This window comes from Microbacterium sp. NPDC057407, assembly GCF_042803895.1.
Taxonomy (GTDB): domain Bacteria; phylum Actinomycetota; class Actinomycetes; order Actinomycetales; family Microbacteriaceae; genus Microbacterium.
Map to the genome: position 1 here is coordinate 195,906 of NZ_JBHVCA010000003.1, position 16,500 is coordinate 212,405.

Genomic DNA, 16,500 nt, shown 5'->3' on the forward strand with positions numbered 1-16,500 from the left:
TGGCTCTCGGGGGTTCGGGGAACCGCGCGGGCTACACCTCGGCTTCGGCCGCCTGCCACTCCGCCGTCGCCATCGGGGTCGGCCGCCGCAGGAACAGCACCGCGACGACCCCGATCAGGATCACGGCCGCGGGCAAGAGGATCGTCTGAGCCATGGCGGTCGAGAACTGCTCGGCGATCTGCGGGGGCAGGCCGCCCTCCCCGAAGCCGCCGGGAGCGTCCGCCGCTCCCGGGATGTTGGCCTCGAGCCGCGACTGCATGAACACGGCGATCGCCGCCGATCCCAGCACCGACCCGATGGTGCGGGTGGTGTTGTAGATGCCGGCGCCGGCACCCGCCTGGCGCGGGGGCAGGTTGCGGGTCGCGGTGGTGGCGAGGGGTCCCCACATCCCGGCATTGCCGACGCCCATGATGAACGACGGGATGAGGAACATCCAGATCGGCGTGTCGAGGTTCATCAGCAGCGAGTAGAGGACGAGCGAGGTCGCGACGAGCAGCAGACCCGGCACCAGGAGCACACGCGGGTCGATGCGGTCGAGCAGGCGTCCGGCGAGGGGCGAGAGCACGCCGGCCGCGATCGCCATCGGCACGAGCAGCAGGGCCGCCTCGGTCGGCGTCAGGCCGCGACCGAGCTGGATGAAGAACATCAGCGGCAGCGACATGCTGGTCACCGTGAACCCGACGGTCGCGATGCCGACGTTCGCGATGGAGAAGTTGCGGTCGCGAAACAGGTCCAGCGGCACGAGCGCCTCGCTCTTCGTCTTCGCCTGCTGCCAGATGAACAGCGCCAGCACGATCACCCCGGCGACGATCAGCCCCCACACGGTGATCGGACCCCAGATCACTCCCCAGTCGTAGGTCTCGCCCTCCTGCAGGCCGAAGACGATGAGGAACAGTGCGATGGCGCTCAGGAAGACCCCGACGAGATCGAACTTGTGCGGGTGCGTCTCGAGCTGGGGGACGAGGATCCACGCCAGCACGAAGCCGACGATCCCGACGGGGATGTTGATGAAGAAGATCCACTCCCAGCCGAGGCCGTCGACGAGCAGACCGCCCGCCAGCGGGCCCACGAGCATCGCGACGCCCGAGGTGGCGCCCCACAGGCCCATGGCGGCACCGCGCTGGTTCGGCGGGAAGGTGCGGGTGATCACGGCCATCGTCTGCGGTGTCATGAGCGCGGCACCCAGACCCTGCACGGCGCGGAACGCGATGAGAGCACCGAGCGTGCCGGACAGGCCGCAGGCCAGGGACGCGAGCGTGAAGACGGCCAGACCGATCAGGTAGATGTTCTTGGGTCCGAACCGGTCGCCCAGTCGCCCCGTGATGAGGAGCGGCACCGCGTACGCGAGCAGGTACGCCGAGGTGACCCACACGACGTTGTCGAGGTTGTTGGTATCGGGGTCGAGGGCCGCCTTGATGGCGGGGTTCGCCACCGAGACGATCGTCGTGTCGACCAGGATCATGAAGAACCCGATGACGAGCGCCCACAGGCCCGGCCAGGGGTTTCGCTGGGCGGTGGCGGTGGCGGTGGCGGCCTCGGCCGCCGTTTTCTGTTCGGTCACAGTCGTGCGGCCTCTCTCTGGGCGAGATAACGTTCGGAGGGCTCGGACTCGGGCCCCCAGGTGAAGTCGGGGTGACGCAGCCGGGCGAGGAGGCCGTCGAGCCAGGCGAGGTCGGCCGCGAGCATCGCGGTCTCACGGTCGACCTCGAGCAGGTACTGCGCGGGGACGCTCTTGAGCCGGGCGAGGCGATGCCCCTCCGCGAGCTCGTCTCGGGCCGCGGCGAGGAGGCCGCGGCGCTCGGCCAGCAGCCCGATCACCTCGTCGCGGTCGAGGTTGTGCGCCTCGGCGAGGGCGATGCGGAACTCGGCCGGCCGATCGATGCGCGGCAGCTCGCGGCGCACCCATTCGACGGCGGCGCTGGCCCCGGCATCCGTCACCGTGTACGTGGTGCGCTCGGGACGGTTGCCCGCGCGGTCGACGCCGACCTCGGCGACCATCCCGGCCCGTTCGAGCCGGGCCACCGTGTGGTACATCGTGCCGTTGGTGATCGTCACCAGGCGGTCCTCACGCCGCAGGCGCAGGAGGCGGATCATCTCGTACGGATGCATGTCGCCCTCGGCGAGCAGGGCGAGCACCATGAGCCCGAGGGGGGTCAGGCGGTCCACCGCGTCTCGCATGGGTCACTCCGTGTCGAATAGTCCACATGGACTATACACCCGCTCGCGCACCCGGGCTCTGCCGCGGGGGGCCGGATGTCGGCGGCCGGGCGTACCGTGTCGGCATGACGGATGCCGCGGCTGTCGCCCGAGCGCACGAGATCTTCGATCCGCTCGCCGAGGCGTACCTGGCGCGTCCCGGCGTCGATATCGGGCCGATGTTCGGAAGCGAGGGGCTCCGGGTCCGCGGCAAGGTCTTCGGCTTCGTCGGCTACCGCGGCGCCATGGTGGTGAAGCTCCCTGCGGCGCGCGTCGACGAACTCGACGGGCACGGCGGACTCGAGCGGATGGTCATGCGCGAGCGGGCGATGAAGGAATGGATGCTGGTTCCCGCGAGCGCCTCCGATCAGTGGCGGCCGCTGCTGGCCGAGGCATACGCCTACGTCGACGAACTGACGCCCTGAGCGGCGCCGGCCCTCGCGCATGCCGCGGGTGACCGGCGGATCCCGCGGGCCGGGATAATGGGCGGGTGACGAGCCCCCTCGAGCTGCCCGGCTGGCGCCATGTCTACTCCGGCAAGGTCCGCGACCTGTACGTGCCCGACGGCGCCGAGGACGCGGCATCCGCAGATCGCATGCTCGTCGTCGCGAGCGACCGGGTCAGCGCCTTCGACCACGTGCTGTCGCCCGGCATTCCCGGCAAGGGCGTGCTGCTGACGACCCTCAGTCTGTGGTGGTTCGACCGGCTCGCGGGCGCGGACGGCGGGCGCAGCATCCCGAATCATCTGGCCGCTTCGCACGTGCTCACGCTCGGTATGGACGGCGAGCCGAACACGCACGACGACCTGCGCTCCCTGATCCCCGACGAGGTCGCCGGGCGCGCGATGGTCGTGAAGAGCCTCGACATGCAGCCGATCGAGTGCGTCGTGCGGGGCTACCTGACCGGCTCGGGCTGGGCCGAGTACCGCGAGAACGCGACGGTGTGCGGCATCCCGCTGCCGGCCGGGCTGAACAACGGCGACCGGCTGCCCGAGCCCATCTACACCCCCGCGTTCAAGGCGCCGATGGGCGAGCACGACGAGAACATCACCTTCGAGCGCAGCATCGAGCTGGTCGGAGCGGAGCGGGCGACCGAGCTGCGCGACCTCTCGCTCGAGATCTACGGTCGCGCCGCGCGCACGGCCGAGAAGCGCGGGCTGATCCTCGCCGACACGAAGTTCGAGTTCGGCGTCGACGGCGAAGGCGTCATGACGCTGGCCGACGAGGTGCTCACGAGCGACTCGTCACGGTATTGGGATGCCGCAGCCTGGGCTTCGGGCACGACGCCCGAGGAGCGGATGGCGAGCTTCGACAAGCAGATCGTGCGGGACTGGCTCTCGGCGAACTGGGACAAGCAGGGCGAGCCGCCGGCGCTTCCGGACGGCATCGTCGAGCGCACCGCCGAGCGGTATCGCGAGCTGCTGGAGCGGCTCGCGTCGGCGTGACCCCGGCCCGACCCCGCGTGGCGTAGTGCGCAGCCGCGCAGTGGTCGCGTCCCGATCCTCGAGCGCGGCACTTTGCGGCGCACGCTGCGTCGCGCGACGGCGCGGTCGCCGGAAGATGCAGCGCCGGGGCCTGAGGCCGGGCACCCGGTGCAGGCCCGCGGGCGAGGCGCGGTTAGGGTGAGGGTCGCATCATCCTCGAGCGCAAGGAGCGCGGCATGCCCCTGTGGACCCTTCACGGCAACGGCCGGACCGTCGAGCCCGGCAGAGTCGTGGCTCCCGACGAGCGGCTGAACTGGCCGGCGACGGTCGCGATCGGCGCGCAGCACGTCATCGCGATGTTCGGGGCGACGTTCCTCGTCCCGGCGCTGACGGGCTTCCCCGTGTCGACGACGCTGCTCTTCTCGGGCGTCGGGACCCTGCTGTTCCTGCTGATCACGAAGAACCGCCTCCCCAGCTACCTTGGCTCGTCGTTCGCCTTCATCGCGCCGGTCACGGCCGCGACCGCCTCACAGGGCATGGGCTCGGCCCTCGCCGGCATCGTGGCGGTCGGCGTGCTCCTGGCGCTCGTCGGGTTCATCGTGCAGTTCGCCGGTCTCGGCTGGATCGACAGGCTGATGCCGCCGGTCGTCGCGGGGGCGATCGTCGCGCTCATCGGCTTCAACCTGGCGCCGGTCGCGTGGACGAACTACCAGAAGGCACCGCTCACCGCCACGATCACGCTGGTGGCGGTCGTGCTGTTCAGCGTGCTGTTCCGCGGATTCCTCGGCCGGATCTCGATCTTCCTCGGCGTCATCGTCGGGTACGTGGTCGCGCTTCTCCACGGTGAGGTGAACTTCGGGCCGGTCACCGACCTGGTCGAGGACGGCAAGTGGTTCGGCCTTCCGGAGTTCCAGCTCCCCGCGTTCGGCAACCCCGGCACGTGGAGCGTCATCGCGATGTTCCTGCCGGTCGTCCTGGTGCTGATCGCCGAGAACGTCGGCCACGTCCGCGGCGTGGCGACCATGACCGACGCCTCCGTCAACCGGTACACGGGCCGGGCGCTGATCGCCGACGGGGCGGCGACCGCCCTGGCCGGCACGTTCGGCGGTTCGGGCACCACGACGTACGGCGAGAACATCGGCGTCATGGCCGCGACCCGCGTCTACTCGACGGCGGCGTACTGGGTCGCCGGTCTGTTCGCGATCCTGCTGTCGCTGTCGCCGGTCGTCGGCGCGGTGTTCAACTCGATCCCGGCCGGCGTGCTCGGCGGCGTGACGACTGCCCTTTACGGCCTGATCGGCATCATCGGCATCAAGATCTGGGTCGACAACCGCGTCGACTTCTCACGGCCCGTGAACCAGTACACCGGCGCCGTCGCCCTGGTGATCGCGATCGCCCAGTTCACCCTGCAGTGGGGCGACTTCCAGCTCGGCGCGATCGTGCTCGGGGCGGCCGCGGCGCTGCTGATCTACCACGTGGGCAACGCGATCGCCCGCTGGCGCAAGACCGGCGCGGACGACGGCGGCCCCATCCCCGCGGTGGGTCCCCTCGGCGGAGACCCGCAGGGCCCGGACGTGCGCTGAGCCCGCCGGGGCTCACGCCCTGCGCCTCATGCGCGACAAGTTCCGGCGAGCGCTGCGTCGCGCGACGGCGCGTTCGCCGGAAACTGCAGCGGTCGGCGGTCAAGCCCTTCGAGGCCGGGCAGTCGCCCGTAGCCCGCGCGAGGAGCCGGGGCCGAGGGGGGACGGATGCCTCGGCCGAGGCATCCGTTCACACCGACGCGCGGACGACCAGCTCCGTTTCGAGGATGGTGACGTGGCGGGGGTGCTTGCCGGCGAGCAGGTCGAGCAGGATCGTCGCCATGCGCTCGCCCTGCGCGTAGGACGGCTGCCTCATCGTCGTGAGCTGCGGCTCGACCGACGTCGCGACGGGCGAGTCGTCGAAGCCCATGATGGCGATGTCGTCGGGGACGCGCAGCCCGGCCGCCGACAGCACGGCCAGCGCACCGCGGGCCATGAGGTCGCTCGCCACGAAGACGGCGTCGGGTCGCTCGCCCGACTCGAGGATGCGGCGCATCGCCTCGGCGCCGCCGTCGGCGGTGAAGTTGCCGTCGACCACCATCCCCTCGGGCAGATCCCACGCGGCGAGCGCGTCGCGATAGCCCTGCAGCCGGTCGATGCCGGCGGGCATCGTGATGGGGCCGGTGATCGTCGCGATGTTGCGGTGCCCGCGCTCGATCAGGTACGTCGTGGCGTCGTGCCCGCCCCGCACGTTGTCGACGTCGACGTAGTAGTCGCGCTCGCGGGAGCGGACGGGCCGGCCGCCGTAGACCACCGGGACCGCGTTCGCGATCCGGTCGATGAAGGTGTCGCTGGTGTGGTGCGACACGACGATCGCCCCGTCGACCGCGCCGCTGCGCACGTAGCTCGTCGTCTTGTCGCCGGGGTCGTCGCTGGCGATGAAGAGGTTCAGCACGTAGTCCGAACGGCTGAGGCGGGCGTTGATGCCCGACACGATCGCCGCGAAGAACGGGTCGCCGAAGAACCGCGTGGTGTCTTCGGGCACGATCAGCGCGATCGCGTGGGTCTGCCGGCTGGCCAGCGAGCGCGCGGCGCGATTGGGCACGTAGTTCAGATCGGCGATGGCGCGGGTGACGGCCTCGAGCGCCTCAGGACTCACCGCGGTCGACCCGTTCACGACCCGGGAGACCGTCGATCGCGACACGCCCGCGGCGGCGGCGACCTCTTCGATCGTCACCGTCCCGCGTATCGCCTCGGTCGTCATCTCCCCATGCCTTCCATCTCGGATGCTACGGCCCTCACCGGATGCTAGGGCAACCCCCGGACGCGCCGACGCGCGACAGGCGCTACGACGCGGTCGCGACCGTCGCTTTCGCACGGTCGAGGGCACGGGCGGCGATGATCCGGCTGTACTCGCGTCCGCTGTCCTTCACCGACCGCAGCTGCGTGTCGTAGTCGACGCGCACGATGCCGAAGCGCTTCTCGTAGCCCCACGCCCACTCGAAGTTGTCGAGCAGCGACCAGTAGAAGTATCCGCGCACGTCGACGCCGGCCTCGACCGCGTCGAGGATCGCGTTGAGGTGCGACCGGACGAACTCGCTGCGGTCGGCGTCGTGCACGCGGACCTCGCCGGCCTCCTCGACGCGCTCGTCGTCGTAGGCCGCACCGTTCTCGGTCACGTAGAGCACGGTGCCGGCCGGCTCGGCGTACTCGTCCGACACCCGCTTCAGCAGACGCGTGAGCCCTTCGGGCTGCACCTCCCAGTGCATGGGCGTGCGCGGGAGCCCGCGCTCGTGCCAGTAGATGTTCTCGTGCGACGGGAACGGCGACGCTCCCGGGCGGTCCGTCGGCGCATCGCCGCCGGTCGGGGCGACGACCGGCGGGTGTCCTCCCACGAACTCGCCGTGGTAATAGTTCACGCCCAGCGTGTCGATCGGCGTCGAGATCGCCTCGAGGTCACCCGGACGCACCGCGGCCTGCCACGCGTCGACGGCTGCGGCATCCGTCGTCTTGAAGTCCTCGACGATGTCGGCCGGGTACTGCCCCCGGAAGACCGGGTCGAGGAACCACCGGTTGAACTGGCCGTCGATGCGTCGGGCCGCGTCGAGGTCGGCCGCGTCCTCCGCGTCGACCGGGTCGGCCACCGTGAGGTTCAGCGTGAGGCCCAGGTTGAGCGACGCGTCGCGCGTCCGCAGCTCGCGCACCGCCTGACCGTGACCCAGCAGGAGGTGGTGGGCTGCCAGCATCCCCTCGCTCATGCTGTAGTGGCCGGGCGCGTGCAGCCCCGCCGTGTAGCTCAGGAACGACGAGCACCACGGCTCGTTCAGGGTGGTCCACACGTTCACGCGGTCACCGAGGGCGTCGTGCATGTCGAGCGCGTACTCGGTGAACAGGTCGGCGGTGTCGCGGTTGGCCCACCCGCCCTTCTCCTGGAGCGCCTGCGGCAGATCCCAGTGGTAGAGCGTGAGCCAGGGAAGGATGCCGGCACCCAGCAGCTCGTCGACAAGACGGCTGTAGAAGTCGACGCCCTTCGGATTCAGCGCCCCGCCGTCGGGGCGCACCCGCGACCACGAGGTCGAGAACCGGTAGGTCTGCAGACCCATCGTCTTCATCAGGGCGACATCGTCGGCGTAGCGGTGGTAGTGGTCGCACGCCACGTCGCCGTTGTCGGCGTTGATGACGGCGCCGGGGACCCGGCTGAACGCGTCCCAGATCGAGTCGCGGCGGCCGTCTTCGTGGGCGGCGCCTTCGATCTGGTATGCCGCGGTGGCCGCCCCGAAGAGGAAGTTCGGCGGGAAGGAGCGGGCAGTGGTCGCGGTCATGCGGACAGCGTCCTCTCTGAAGGTTGCGGAAGGGGGGAAGTGCGGGCGTCTCAGCCCTTGACGGCACCGGCCATGATGCCGCTGACGAGCTGCTTGCCGGCGAAGGCGAACAGGATCAGCAGCGGGATGGTCGACAGCAGCACGCCGGCGAGCACCACGGAGTAGTCGACGAAGTAGTTCGACTGCAGCAGCGACAGCGCCACCGGCAGGGTCGGGCTCTGGCGGTCGAGCACGATGAACGGCCAGAAGAACTGGTTCCACGCGCCGACGAAGGTGAACAGGAAGAGCATCGCCGCCGCCGGTCGGGCCGCGGTGGCACCCACCACCCAGAACGTGCGGATCATCGACGCGCCGTCGACCCGCGCGGCTTCGATGAGCTCGTCGGGCACCGACTGCTGCAGGTACTGGGTCATCCAGAACACACCGAAGGCGCTCGTGAGAGCCGGGATGATGATCGCGCCGATCTGGCCGGTCCAGCCGAGGTCGGCGAAGAGGATGTACAGCGGCACGACTCCGAGCTGCATCGGCACGGCCATGGTCGCGACGACGAAGACGAGCAGCGCCTTGCTGCCGGGGAAGCGCAGTTTCGCGAACGCCCACCCCGCCAGCGTCGACGTGATCACGACCGCGGCGGCGATGAGCGTCGAGCTGTAGATCGAGTTCCACAGCGCGGGCCAGAAGTTCACGGCAGGATCGTTGATGACCGAGGCGGCGTTGGCGAGGAAGTTGCCGCCGGGGATCCACGACATGTTCGGGTCGTTGATCGTCGACGAGTCGCCCGAGCCGATCAGGAACGACCAGTAGTACGGGAACACCGCCGAGAGGATCACGACGCCGAGTCCGAGGTAGAGCCAGAGCCCGGCGCGGTGGCCGCGGATCTTCGTGGTCTTCTCGCCGCGACGCCGCTTCTGCGCCTGGGGGATGTTCTCTTCGATGATCGCCAGAGGAGGCGGAGTGCCGATGCTCATCGACGGAATCCCTTCTTGCGCGGCGTGACGACCCCTCGGCCGCCCTCGTCTCGGACGAGCCTGCGGGTCACCGCGAGGTTGATGAGCCCGATGACCAGGATGATGAGGAACAGGATCCAGGCGAGCGCCGCTGCGCGGCCGAAGTTCCACTCCCGCCAGCCGATGTTGTAGAGGAACAGCGTGATCGTCAGCCATTGCTGCGCCGCGCCGCCCTCGCCGACGTTGTCGTACATGCGCGGCTCGTCGAAGATCTGCAGGCCGCCGATCGTCGAGGTGATGATGACGAAGATGAGGGTCGGTCGCAGCGACGGGATCGTGATCGAGGTGAACTGCCGGAAGGCGCCGGCGCCGTCCACGGTCGCCGCCTCGTAGTAGTCGCGCGGGATGGCCTGCATCGCCGCGAGGAGGATGAGCGCGTTGTAGCCGGTCCAGCGGAAGTTGACCATCGTGGCGATGGCGACATGGCTCCAGAACGGGTCCTTGTGCCACGGAATCGGCTGCAGCCCGAGGTCGGTGAGGATGTTGTTCACGAGACCGTGGTTGTCGCCGAACATGTTGCTGAAGATCAGGGCGACGGCGACCGGCGCCATGACGTAGGGAAGCAGGACGCCCATGCGCCAGAAGGTCTTGGCGCGGATGTTGCGGTCGAGCATCGCCGCGATGAAGATCGCGAGGATGAGCTGCGGCACGGTCGACAGCAGGAAGATGCTGAACGTGTTGCGCAGCGCGGTCCAGAACTGCGGGTTCTGGAGGATCCAGATGTACTGGTCGAACCCGACGAACTCGCCCGAGTTGCGGACGAGATCCCATTCCTGGAACGAGATCACCGCCGTGTAGCCGATCGGGAAGAGGCCCACGATCGCGAAGACGATGAAGAACGGCGAGATGTAGAGGTAGGGCGAGAGCTTGAGGTCCCAGCGGCTCAGGCGGTGGGAGAACGAGATCACGCGCGGCTGGCGTACCGGAGTCGGCCGGTCGGCCGGCCCGGATGCCGTGGGGCGGGTTGCGGTCGAGGTCACCGGTGGCTCCGATTCGGTGTGTGAGGTCGGGGTTGAGGGGGGAGGAGCGTGCGCGGGTTCGCGGAATCCGCGCACGCTCCCCTCCGGTGGCGGCGACCGGGCGAGCGGTCGCCGCCGTCATGCTCGGCCTATCAGAAGGCTTCGACCTCTGCCACCCAGGTGTCCCATGAGGTCTGGGCGTCCTCGACACCGTCGAAGACACGGGTGACCGCGTTCTGGAGTGCGTCGTGGTACTTGAAGTAGCTCGCGTCCTTGTACGGAGCGACCGTGACCGCCTCGGCACGGGTGCTGAGGATCTCGCCGGTCGGAGCGTCGTTGAAGTACTCGTTGGTCGCGTCGGTGAGCGCCGGGTCCTCGTACGCCTCGAGCTGGCTCGGGAACGTGCCGGCGTTGGTGAACGCCTTGACCTGCTGCTCGGGAGCGGTGAGCCAGTCGGCGAGCGCGAGGGCCGCGTCGACGTTGGCGCCGTTGGCGGGGACGGTCAGGTACGAGCCGCCCCAGTTGCCGCCGCCGTTCGGGAAGACATCGGCGATGTCCCAGCCGGTGACGTCGGGGGCGTTGCCCGAGATCACGCCGAGCATCCAGCCCGGGCACAGCATGGTCGCGAACTCGCCGTTGGCCATCGAGGCGAACCAGTCGTCCGACCACTGACCGGGGTAGGCCGAGTTCGGCACGGCGCGCTCGGTGACGAGCTCGTAGGCGTCCTGGATCTCGGGGTTCTCGGTGGCGATGACCGTGCCGTCCGGCTCGGTGTAGGTGTACTCGATCTGGTTGACGATGCCCTGGAGCACCGAGTTCGCCGAGTCGATCATCGGCTTGCCGGTGGCCTCGCGGTACTGGTCGGCCACGTCGAGGAAGTTCTCCCAGTCGCCGTCGAACAGCTCGGCGACGCCTTCGCGGTCGCTGGGCAGGCCGGCCGCCTCGAAGAGGTCGGCGCGGTAGCAGATGCCCTGGGGTCCGATGTCGGTGCCGAAGCCGACGAGACGGCCGTCGGGGTCGGTCGCGGCGGCTTCCTTCCAGTCGAGCCAGCGGCCCTTGACGCTGTCGGGCGCCTCGGCGAGGAGGTCGGAGTACTGCATCGCCTCGGCGAACCAGTCGATCTCGACCGCTTCGATGTCGGCGAGGCCTTCCTTGCCCAGCTTCTGGAAGTAGTTGGCGCGCGCGTCGCCGGACTCGGCGGCGCGGTTGTGGACGATGGTCACGTTCGGGTGCTCGTCCATGTACTCCTGGAGGAGCTCGTCGGTGTAGCCGAAGTCGTTGAACGTGGCGATGGTCAGCGTGATGGGCTCGTCGGGGTCGGCGGACGACTCGCTGCCGCCGCCACCGCCGGCGCAGCCGGCGAGGACGATGGCCGAAGCCGAGAAGGCGGCGACCGCCACGGCGCTCCGGCGGAAGGCACGTGAGTTCACTGTCACTCCTTTGTGTTGTCAGATCGGTGTGTGTTGCAGGGGTGCGGCTCGGGACGGGTCCGGCCGCGGTGCCGTGGGAGCGTTCCCACCAGACGAGGCCTCACGCTATGGGATCGCTCCCACGGATGTCAAGAGAGCGCTCCCACGAGCGTGTCACGGTTCGGTCACGGCCGCTTGGCTGGCGACGACGACGGACGGATGCCTCGGCCCGTAGACTGGACGGGACCCCTGCCCGCGACATCCGGAGCTCTCGAATGCCCACCATCGTCGTCGACGTCATGCCCAAGGCCGAGCTGCTGGATCCGCAGGGGAAGGCGGTGACCGGCGCTCTCGCGCGCCTGGGTCAGAGCACGTTCTCGTCGGTGCGCATCGGCAAGCGGTTCGAGCTCACCGTTGAAGGCGAGGTCGACGACGACGTGCTCGCCGCCGCCCGCAAGGTCGCCGACGAGGTGCTGTCGAACTCCGTGATCGAAGACGTCGTCGGCGTCGAGGTGGTCGAGTGACCGCCCGCGTCGGAGTCATCACCTTCCCGGGCTCGCTCGACGATCGCGACGCGCAGCGGGCCATCGCCATGGCCGGCGGTGAGCCGGTCGCCCTGTGGCACGGCTCGCACGACCTCGAGGGCGTCGACGCGCTCGTGCTTCCCGGCGGCTTCAGCTACGGCGACTACCTGCGTGCCGGTGCGATCGCCGCACTGGCGCCGATCATGGCCGAGGTGAAGGACGCGGCGGCCAAGGGCATGCCGGTGCTCGGCATCTGCAACGGCTTCCAGATGCTCGTCGAGGCGCACCTGCTTCCCGGGGGCCTGATCCGCAACGCGCACCAGCAGTTCATCCGCCGCGATCAGCGCCTGCGGGTCGAGAACAACGACACGGCCTGGACCAGCGATTTCTCGTCCGGCCAGGAGATCGTGATCCCCCTGAAGAACGCCGACGGCGGCTACATCGCCTCCGAGTCCGAGCTCGATCGGCTGGAGGGCGAGGGACTCGTGGCGTTCCGCTACGTCGGCGTCAACCCGAACGGATCGCTGCGAGACATCGCCGGGCTCACTAACGAGCGCGGCAACGTGGTCGGCCTCATGCCGCACCCCGAGCACGCGGTCGAACCGGGCTTCGGGCCCGACACCACGGCCGCGATGCGGTCGGGCGTCGACGGACTGCCGTTCTTCACCTCGGCGATCGCCGCCGTCGTGGGCGCCGCGGCCTGACCTCAGACGGTGCCGGCGGGGGGCCAGACGCCGATGATGATCGCCATCACGACCACCGTCACCAGCTCGTGCGCGATGTTCAGCACGGTGAGCGACGTCGGCCGGCCCTCGAACGCGTCGTGGGTGATGAAGCGGGCGGCGGTGAAGCCCGCCCACAGGATCACGCCCGTGCCGAGCGCGGCGAGCAGGTACCCGCCGCCGTAGAAGTGCCACGCGATGTTCGTGGCACCGGCGAACACCCACGCGGTCACGAAGCTGACGAACAGCGTCACGAGGAGCGGGATGAGCGGACTGGTGCCGCGGTTCATGTCGACCTTGGCGAGCTTCACCCAGCGTTTGCCGAATACCCGCATCGAGTACCAGATCGAGCCGACGACCATGCTCGAGAGGGTCGCGAGCAGCACCGCCCAGTAGTTGATCTCGGGGACCATGTCGCCTCCTCCGCCGGGCGGCCCGCGCTGCCCGGTCGTCGCGAGCGTAGCGCTGCCGCGCGGCCGACGCACCACAGCGCGCCGTTAGCGTAGGAGGGTGAGCCGAGGCATCCGGAATCTGATCGTGAGCGTCCCCACCGAGCAGCTGGCAGCCGATCTCGGCGAACTCCCCGCCGGGGTCGAGGTCGTGGTCTGGCCGATGGACGGACCGTCGCCTCGCGACCGGTTCGACCTGGTCGTGCCGCCGTACATGCAGATGGCGACGGTGCTCGAACGGCTCGACGGCGTCGAGGTCGGTCTGGTGCAGAGTCAGTCGATCGGATACGACGGGGTCGCCGACATCCTGCCGGCCGGTCTGCCGTTCGCGAACGCGGCCACGGTGCACGAGACCTCGACGGCGGAGCTCGCGGTCGGGCTCGCCCTCGCGTCGCAGCGGCGCATCGACGACTTCGCCCGCGACACCGCCGCCGGGCGGTGGGCGCCGCCGTTCGCGCAGAGTCTCGCCGACCGGCGGGTGCTGCTGCTCGGCTACGGCGGGGTCGGCAAGGCGGTCGCGGCGCGGCTGGCGCCCTTCGAGGTCGACCTCACCCTGGTCGCCAGCACGGCGCGGGAGGAGGACGGGATGCCGGTGCACGGCGTCGACGAGCTCCCCGGGCTGCTCGGGTCGGCCGAGATCGTGATCGTGACGCTCCCGGGCGGCGACGCGACCCGCCACATCGTCGACGACGCGTTCCTCTCGGCCATGCCCGAGGGGGCGCTCCTGGTGAACGTCGGCCGGGGGTCGCTCGTCGACACGGACGCGCTCGTCTCGCACCTCGAACGCGGGCGCGTGCGTGCGGCGCTCGACGTCACCGATCCGGAGCCGCTTCCTCCGGGGCATCCGCTGTGGTCGCTCCCCGGGGTGCTGATCGCGCCGCATGTCGGGGGCGCCACGAGCGCGATGCGCCCGCGCATCGCGCGGCTGGTCCGCCGCCAGATCGAGCACCTGCTCGCCGGCGAACCGCCCGAGAACGTCGTCCTCGGCGGCTGACCCGCGCTCCCCGTCGTCGAGTCGCCAAGCGCGCGCGAAGAGAGTCGCGAGTCGCCAGAACACGCCGACCGAACGAACGGGCGTCGGCGTGTCTTGGCGACTCGTCGATTCGAGCGGGAGCCGAGGCGGGGGCGGGGCGGGCGGGGTCAGCCGTGGAAGACCGAGTGCACGTCGCCCGCCAGATCGCGGCCGCCGAGCGCGTCGAGCTCCATGAGCACGGCGGTGCCCACGACCGAGCCCCCCAGCCGCTCGACCAGGCTGTGCGCGGCGACGAGCGTGCCGCCGGTCGCGAGCACGTCGTCGACGAGCAGCACGCGCATGCCGTCGCGGATGTCGTCGTGCGCCTCGATCGTCGCGGTGCCGTACTCGAGGGCGTAGTCGACGGATGCCGCGGGCCGGGGCAGCTTGCCGGCCTTGCGGATCGGCACCAGGCCGGCGCCGGCCTCCATCGCCGCCGCGCCCGCGAGGAGGAAGCCGCGCGCCTCGACGCCCGCCACCACGTCGAAGTCGCCGTCGAACGGGGCGATCAGCGCGTGGATCACGGTGCGGAGGGCCGAGGCATCCGCCAGCAACGGCGTGATGTCGCGGAAGAGCACCCCCGGCTCGGGGTAGTCGGGGATGGTGCGGATCAGCGACTCTGCGCGGGTCAGGGCTTCGGACACCGCCTCACGATACCCCCGGATCCCCCGTCTTTCCCGCGCACGGCGGGCGCCCAGGCCGCTCGCACGGTTTATGCAAGCGCTTGCAGTATTCTGGCCCGATGACTTCTTCCCCGATCGCCGAGCTCGCCGACGCGCAGACCACCGCCGCCGGCAGCGAATGGTGGCGCACCGCCGTCATCTACCAGATCTACCCCCGGTCGTTCTCCGACAGCTCGGGCGACGGCATCGGCGACCTCCCCGGCATCACCGCCCGCCTCGACGACCTTCGCGACCTGGGCGTCGACGCGCTCTGGCTGAGCCCGTTCCAGCGGTCGCCGCAGAAGGATGCGGGCTACGACGTCGCCGACTACTGCGACGTCGACCCCCTCTTCGGCACCCTGGCCGACTTCGACGACATGCTGGCCGCGGCACACGCCCGAGGCATCCGGCTCATCGTCGACCTCGTGCCGAACCACTCGTCCGACCAGCACGTGTGGTTCCAGCAGGCGCTGGCCGCCGGTCCGGGCAGCCGTGAGCGCGCGCGCTACATGTTCCGTGACGGAAAGGGCGTCGAGGGCGAGCTGCCCCCGAACAACTGGGAGTCCATCTTCGGCGGCCCGGCCTGGACCCGCGTCGTCGAGGCCGACGGCTCGATGGGCCAGTGGTACCTGCACCTCTTCGACTCGTCGCAGCCCGACTTCGACTGGTCGAACGAAGAGGTGCGCGAGGAGTTCCGCCGGGTGCTGCGCTTCTGGCTCGACCGCGGTGTCGACGGGTTCCGCGTCGACGTGGCCCACGGTCTGGTGAAGGCCGACGGCCTGCCCGACTACACGCCCGACCCCGAGGCGGGCTCGATGGGCGGCGAAGAGTCCGGTGTGCCGTACTGGGGCCAGGACGGCGTGCACGAGATCTACCGCGACTGGCACGAGCTGCTCGCCGAGTACGACGGCGACCGCGCGCTGTGCGCCGAGGCGTGGCTCCCCACCCCCGAGCAGACCGCGCTGTGGGTGCGGCCCGACGAGATGCACCAGGCGTTCAACTTCGCCTACCTCGAGACGGCATGGGATGCCGCGGCCCTGCGCTCGGTGATCGCCGAGTCGATCGCGGCCTATGCCGCGGTCGGCGCACCGAGCACGTGGGTGCTGTCGAACCACGACGTCGTGCGCCACGCGTCGCGTCTCGCGCTGACCGCCGAGAACCCGCAGGGCCACGGCATCGGCCCGGACTCCCCCGGCAAGCCGGTGCCCGAGGTCGGCCTGCGGCGCGCGCGCGCCGCGACCACGCTGATGCTGGCGCTGCCCGGCTCGTCGTACCTGTACCAGGGCGAGGAGCTCGGCCTGCCCGAGGTCATCGACATCCCCGGCGACGCCCGACAGGATCCGACGTGGTTCCGCACGAACGGCGAGCGCTACGGTCGCGACGGCTGCCGCGTGCCGATCCCGTGGACCGCGGATGCCCCGGCCTACGGCTTCAGCCCGACCGGCGCCTCCTGGCTGCCGCAGCCCGGCGAGTGGGCGGGGCTGGCGCGTGACGCGCAGGCCGGCGACCCGTCCTCGACGCTGTCGCTGTACCGGTCGCTGATCGCGGAGCGCCGTGCGCGGCACCTCGGAGCGGGCTCGCTCGAGTGGCTGCAGGGCTTCGGCACCGACGTCGTGGCGTTCCGCAACGGCACGATCACCGTCGTGGCGAACGTGGGTGACACGTCCGTCGCGCTGCCGGACGGTATCGTGATCGCGTCGAGCGGTCCGATCGACGGCGGTGAGCTGCCGGCCGACACCACGGTCTGGCTCGCGAACGACTAGCACACGCGGCCCCGCCACCCGAGGCCCAGGCC

The 16,500-nt window shown here is 70.3% G+C and carries 16 protein-coding genes; 7 read left to right on the top strand and 9 right to left on the bottom strand.

All coding sequences use genetic code 11. The features are described 5' to 3' along the window. Window positions 1-31: 31 nt before the first annotated feature. Window positions 32-1,561, bottom strand: a complete 1,530-nt coding sequence (locus tag ACFUTX_RS09650; RefSeq protein WP_378863391.1) for a DHA2 family efflux MFS transporter permease subunit — start codon at window positions 1,559-1,561, stop codon at window positions 32-34. Further along, window positions 1,558-2,178 carry a PadR family transcriptional regulator gene (locus ACFUTX_RS09655; protein WP_378863395.1) on the bottom strand — a complete coding sequence of 207 codons (621 nt, stop codon included), beginning with the start codon at window positions 2,176-2,178 and terminating at the stop codon, window positions 1,558-1,560. The genes ACFUTX_RS09650 and ACFUTX_RS09655 overlap by 4 nt, the downstream gene beginning before the upstream one ends. A 26-nt stretch (window positions 2,179-2,204) precedes the next feature. Between ACFUTX_RS09655 and ACFUTX_RS09660 the strand changes: the two genes are divergently transcribed. From ACFUTX_RS09660 to ACFUTX_RS09670, 3 genes are all read left to right on the top strand, one after another. Further along, on the top strand, window positions 2,205-2,621 hold the full coding sequence (locus ACFUTX_RS09660; RefSeq protein WP_378863398.1) for a hypothetical protein: 417 nt from the start codon (window positions 2,205-2,207) through the stop codon (window positions 2,619-2,621). A 65-nt stretch (window positions 2,622-2,686) separates the two neighbouring features. Then, window positions 2,687-3,640, top strand: coding sequence for a phosphoribosylaminoimidazolesuccinocarboxamide synthase (locus ACFUTX_RS09665; RefSeq protein ID WP_378863401.1), 954 nt, complete (start codon window positions 2,687-2,689; stop codon window positions 3,638-3,640). A gap of 215 nt (window positions 3,641-3,855) precedes the next feature. Beyond that, entirely contained in the window at window positions 3,856-5,202 is a 1,347-nt protein-coding gene (locus ACFUTX_RS09670; RefSeq protein WP_378863404.1) for a uracil-xanthine permease family protein, read from the top strand. 187 nt (window positions 5,203-5,389) lie between these two features. On the opposite strand, the gene ACFUTX_RS09675 is transcribed toward ACFUTX_RS09670, so the two are convergent. From ACFUTX_RS09675 to ACFUTX_RS09695, 5 genes are all read right to left on the bottom strand, one after another. After that, window positions 5,390-6,403 carry a LacI family DNA-binding transcriptional regulator gene (locus ACFUTX_RS09675; protein ID WP_378863407.1) on the bottom strand — a complete coding sequence of 338 codons (1,014 nt, stop codon included), beginning with the start codon at window positions 6,401-6,403 and terminating at the stop codon, window positions 5,390-5,392. Between the two features lie 82 nt (window positions 6,404-6,485). Then, the gene (locus ACFUTX_RS09680; RefSeq protein ID WP_378863410.1) at window positions 6,486-7,961 is read right to left on the bottom strand and encodes a glycoside hydrolase family 1 protein; all 1,476 of its coding nucleotides are present in this window, start codon (window positions 7,959-7,961) and stop codon (window positions 6,486-6,488) included. 50 nt (window positions 7,962-8,011) lie between these two features. Further along, complete coding sequence (locus ACFUTX_RS09685) at window positions 8,012-8,929, bottom strand: carbohydrate ABC transporter permease (protein ID WP_378863413.1); 918 nt, start codon at window positions 8,927-8,929, stop codon at window positions 8,012-8,014. Further along, window positions 8,926-9,948, bottom strand: a complete 1,023-nt coding sequence (locus ACFUTX_RS09690; protein ID WP_378863416.1) for a carbohydrate ABC transporter permease — start codon at window positions 9,946-9,948, stop codon at window positions 8,926-8,928. The genes ACFUTX_RS09685 and ACFUTX_RS09690 overlap by 4 nt, the downstream gene beginning before the upstream one ends. Window positions 9,949-10,079: 131 nt before the next feature. Next, window positions 10,080-11,357, bottom strand: a complete 1,278-nt coding sequence (locus ACFUTX_RS09695) for an extracellular solute-binding protein (protein ID WP_378863419.1) — start codon at window positions 11,355-11,357, stop codon at window positions 10,080-10,082. Between the two features lie 254 nt (window positions 11,358-11,611). Here ACFUTX_RS09695 and purS point away from each other — a divergent pair, with 254 nt between their 5' ends. Beyond that, window positions 11,612-11,860, top strand: coding sequence for a phosphoribosylformylglycinamidine synthase subunit PurS (gene purS / locus ACFUTX_RS09700; RefSeq protein WP_378863422.1), 249 nt, complete (start codon window positions 11,612-11,614; stop codon window positions 11,858-11,860). Continuing rightward, window positions 11,857-12,564: a phosphoribosylformylglycinamidine synthase subunit PurQ gene (gene purQ, locus ACFUTX_RS09705; RefSeq protein WP_378863425.1), complete on the top strand. Its 708-nt coding sequence runs from the start codon at window positions 11,857-11,859 to the stop codon at window positions 12,562-12,564. The genes purS and purQ overlap by 4 nt, the downstream gene beginning before the upstream one ends. Before the next feature lie 2 nt (window positions 12,565-12,566). Here purQ and ACFUTX_RS09710 read toward each other — a convergent pair whose 3' ends face one another. After that, entirely contained in the window at window positions 12,567-12,995 is a 429-nt protein-coding gene (locus ACFUTX_RS09710; RefSeq protein ID WP_378863428.1) for a DUF1761 domain-containing protein, read from the bottom strand. 97 nt (window positions 12,996-13,092) lie between these two features. Between ACFUTX_RS09710 and ACFUTX_RS09715 the strand changes: the two genes are divergently transcribed. Continuing rightward, complete coding sequence (locus ACFUTX_RS09715; RefSeq protein ID WP_378863431.1) at window positions 13,093-14,025, top strand: 2-hydroxyacid dehydrogenase; 933 nt, start codon at window positions 13,093-13,095, stop codon at window positions 14,023-14,025. 146 nt (window positions 14,026-14,171) lie between these two features. Here the strand turns inward: ACFUTX_RS09715 and ACFUTX_RS09720 are convergent, their stop codons facing one another. Beyond that, the gene (locus ACFUTX_RS09720; protein ID WP_378863434.1) at window positions 14,172-14,687 is read right to left on the bottom strand and encodes an adenine phosphoribosyltransferase; all 516 of its coding nucleotides are present in this window, start codon (window positions 14,685-14,687) and stop codon (window positions 14,172-14,174) included. A gap of 98 nt (window positions 14,688-14,785) precedes the next feature. Here ACFUTX_RS09720 and ACFUTX_RS09725 point away from each other — a divergent pair, with 98 nt between their 5' ends. Then, complete coding sequence (locus ACFUTX_RS09725; RefSeq protein ID WP_378863437.1) at window positions 14,786-16,468, top strand: glycoside hydrolase family 13 protein; 1,683 nt, start codon at window positions 14,786-14,788, stop codon at window positions 16,466-16,468. Window positions 16,469-16,500 lie beyond the last annotated feature (32 nt).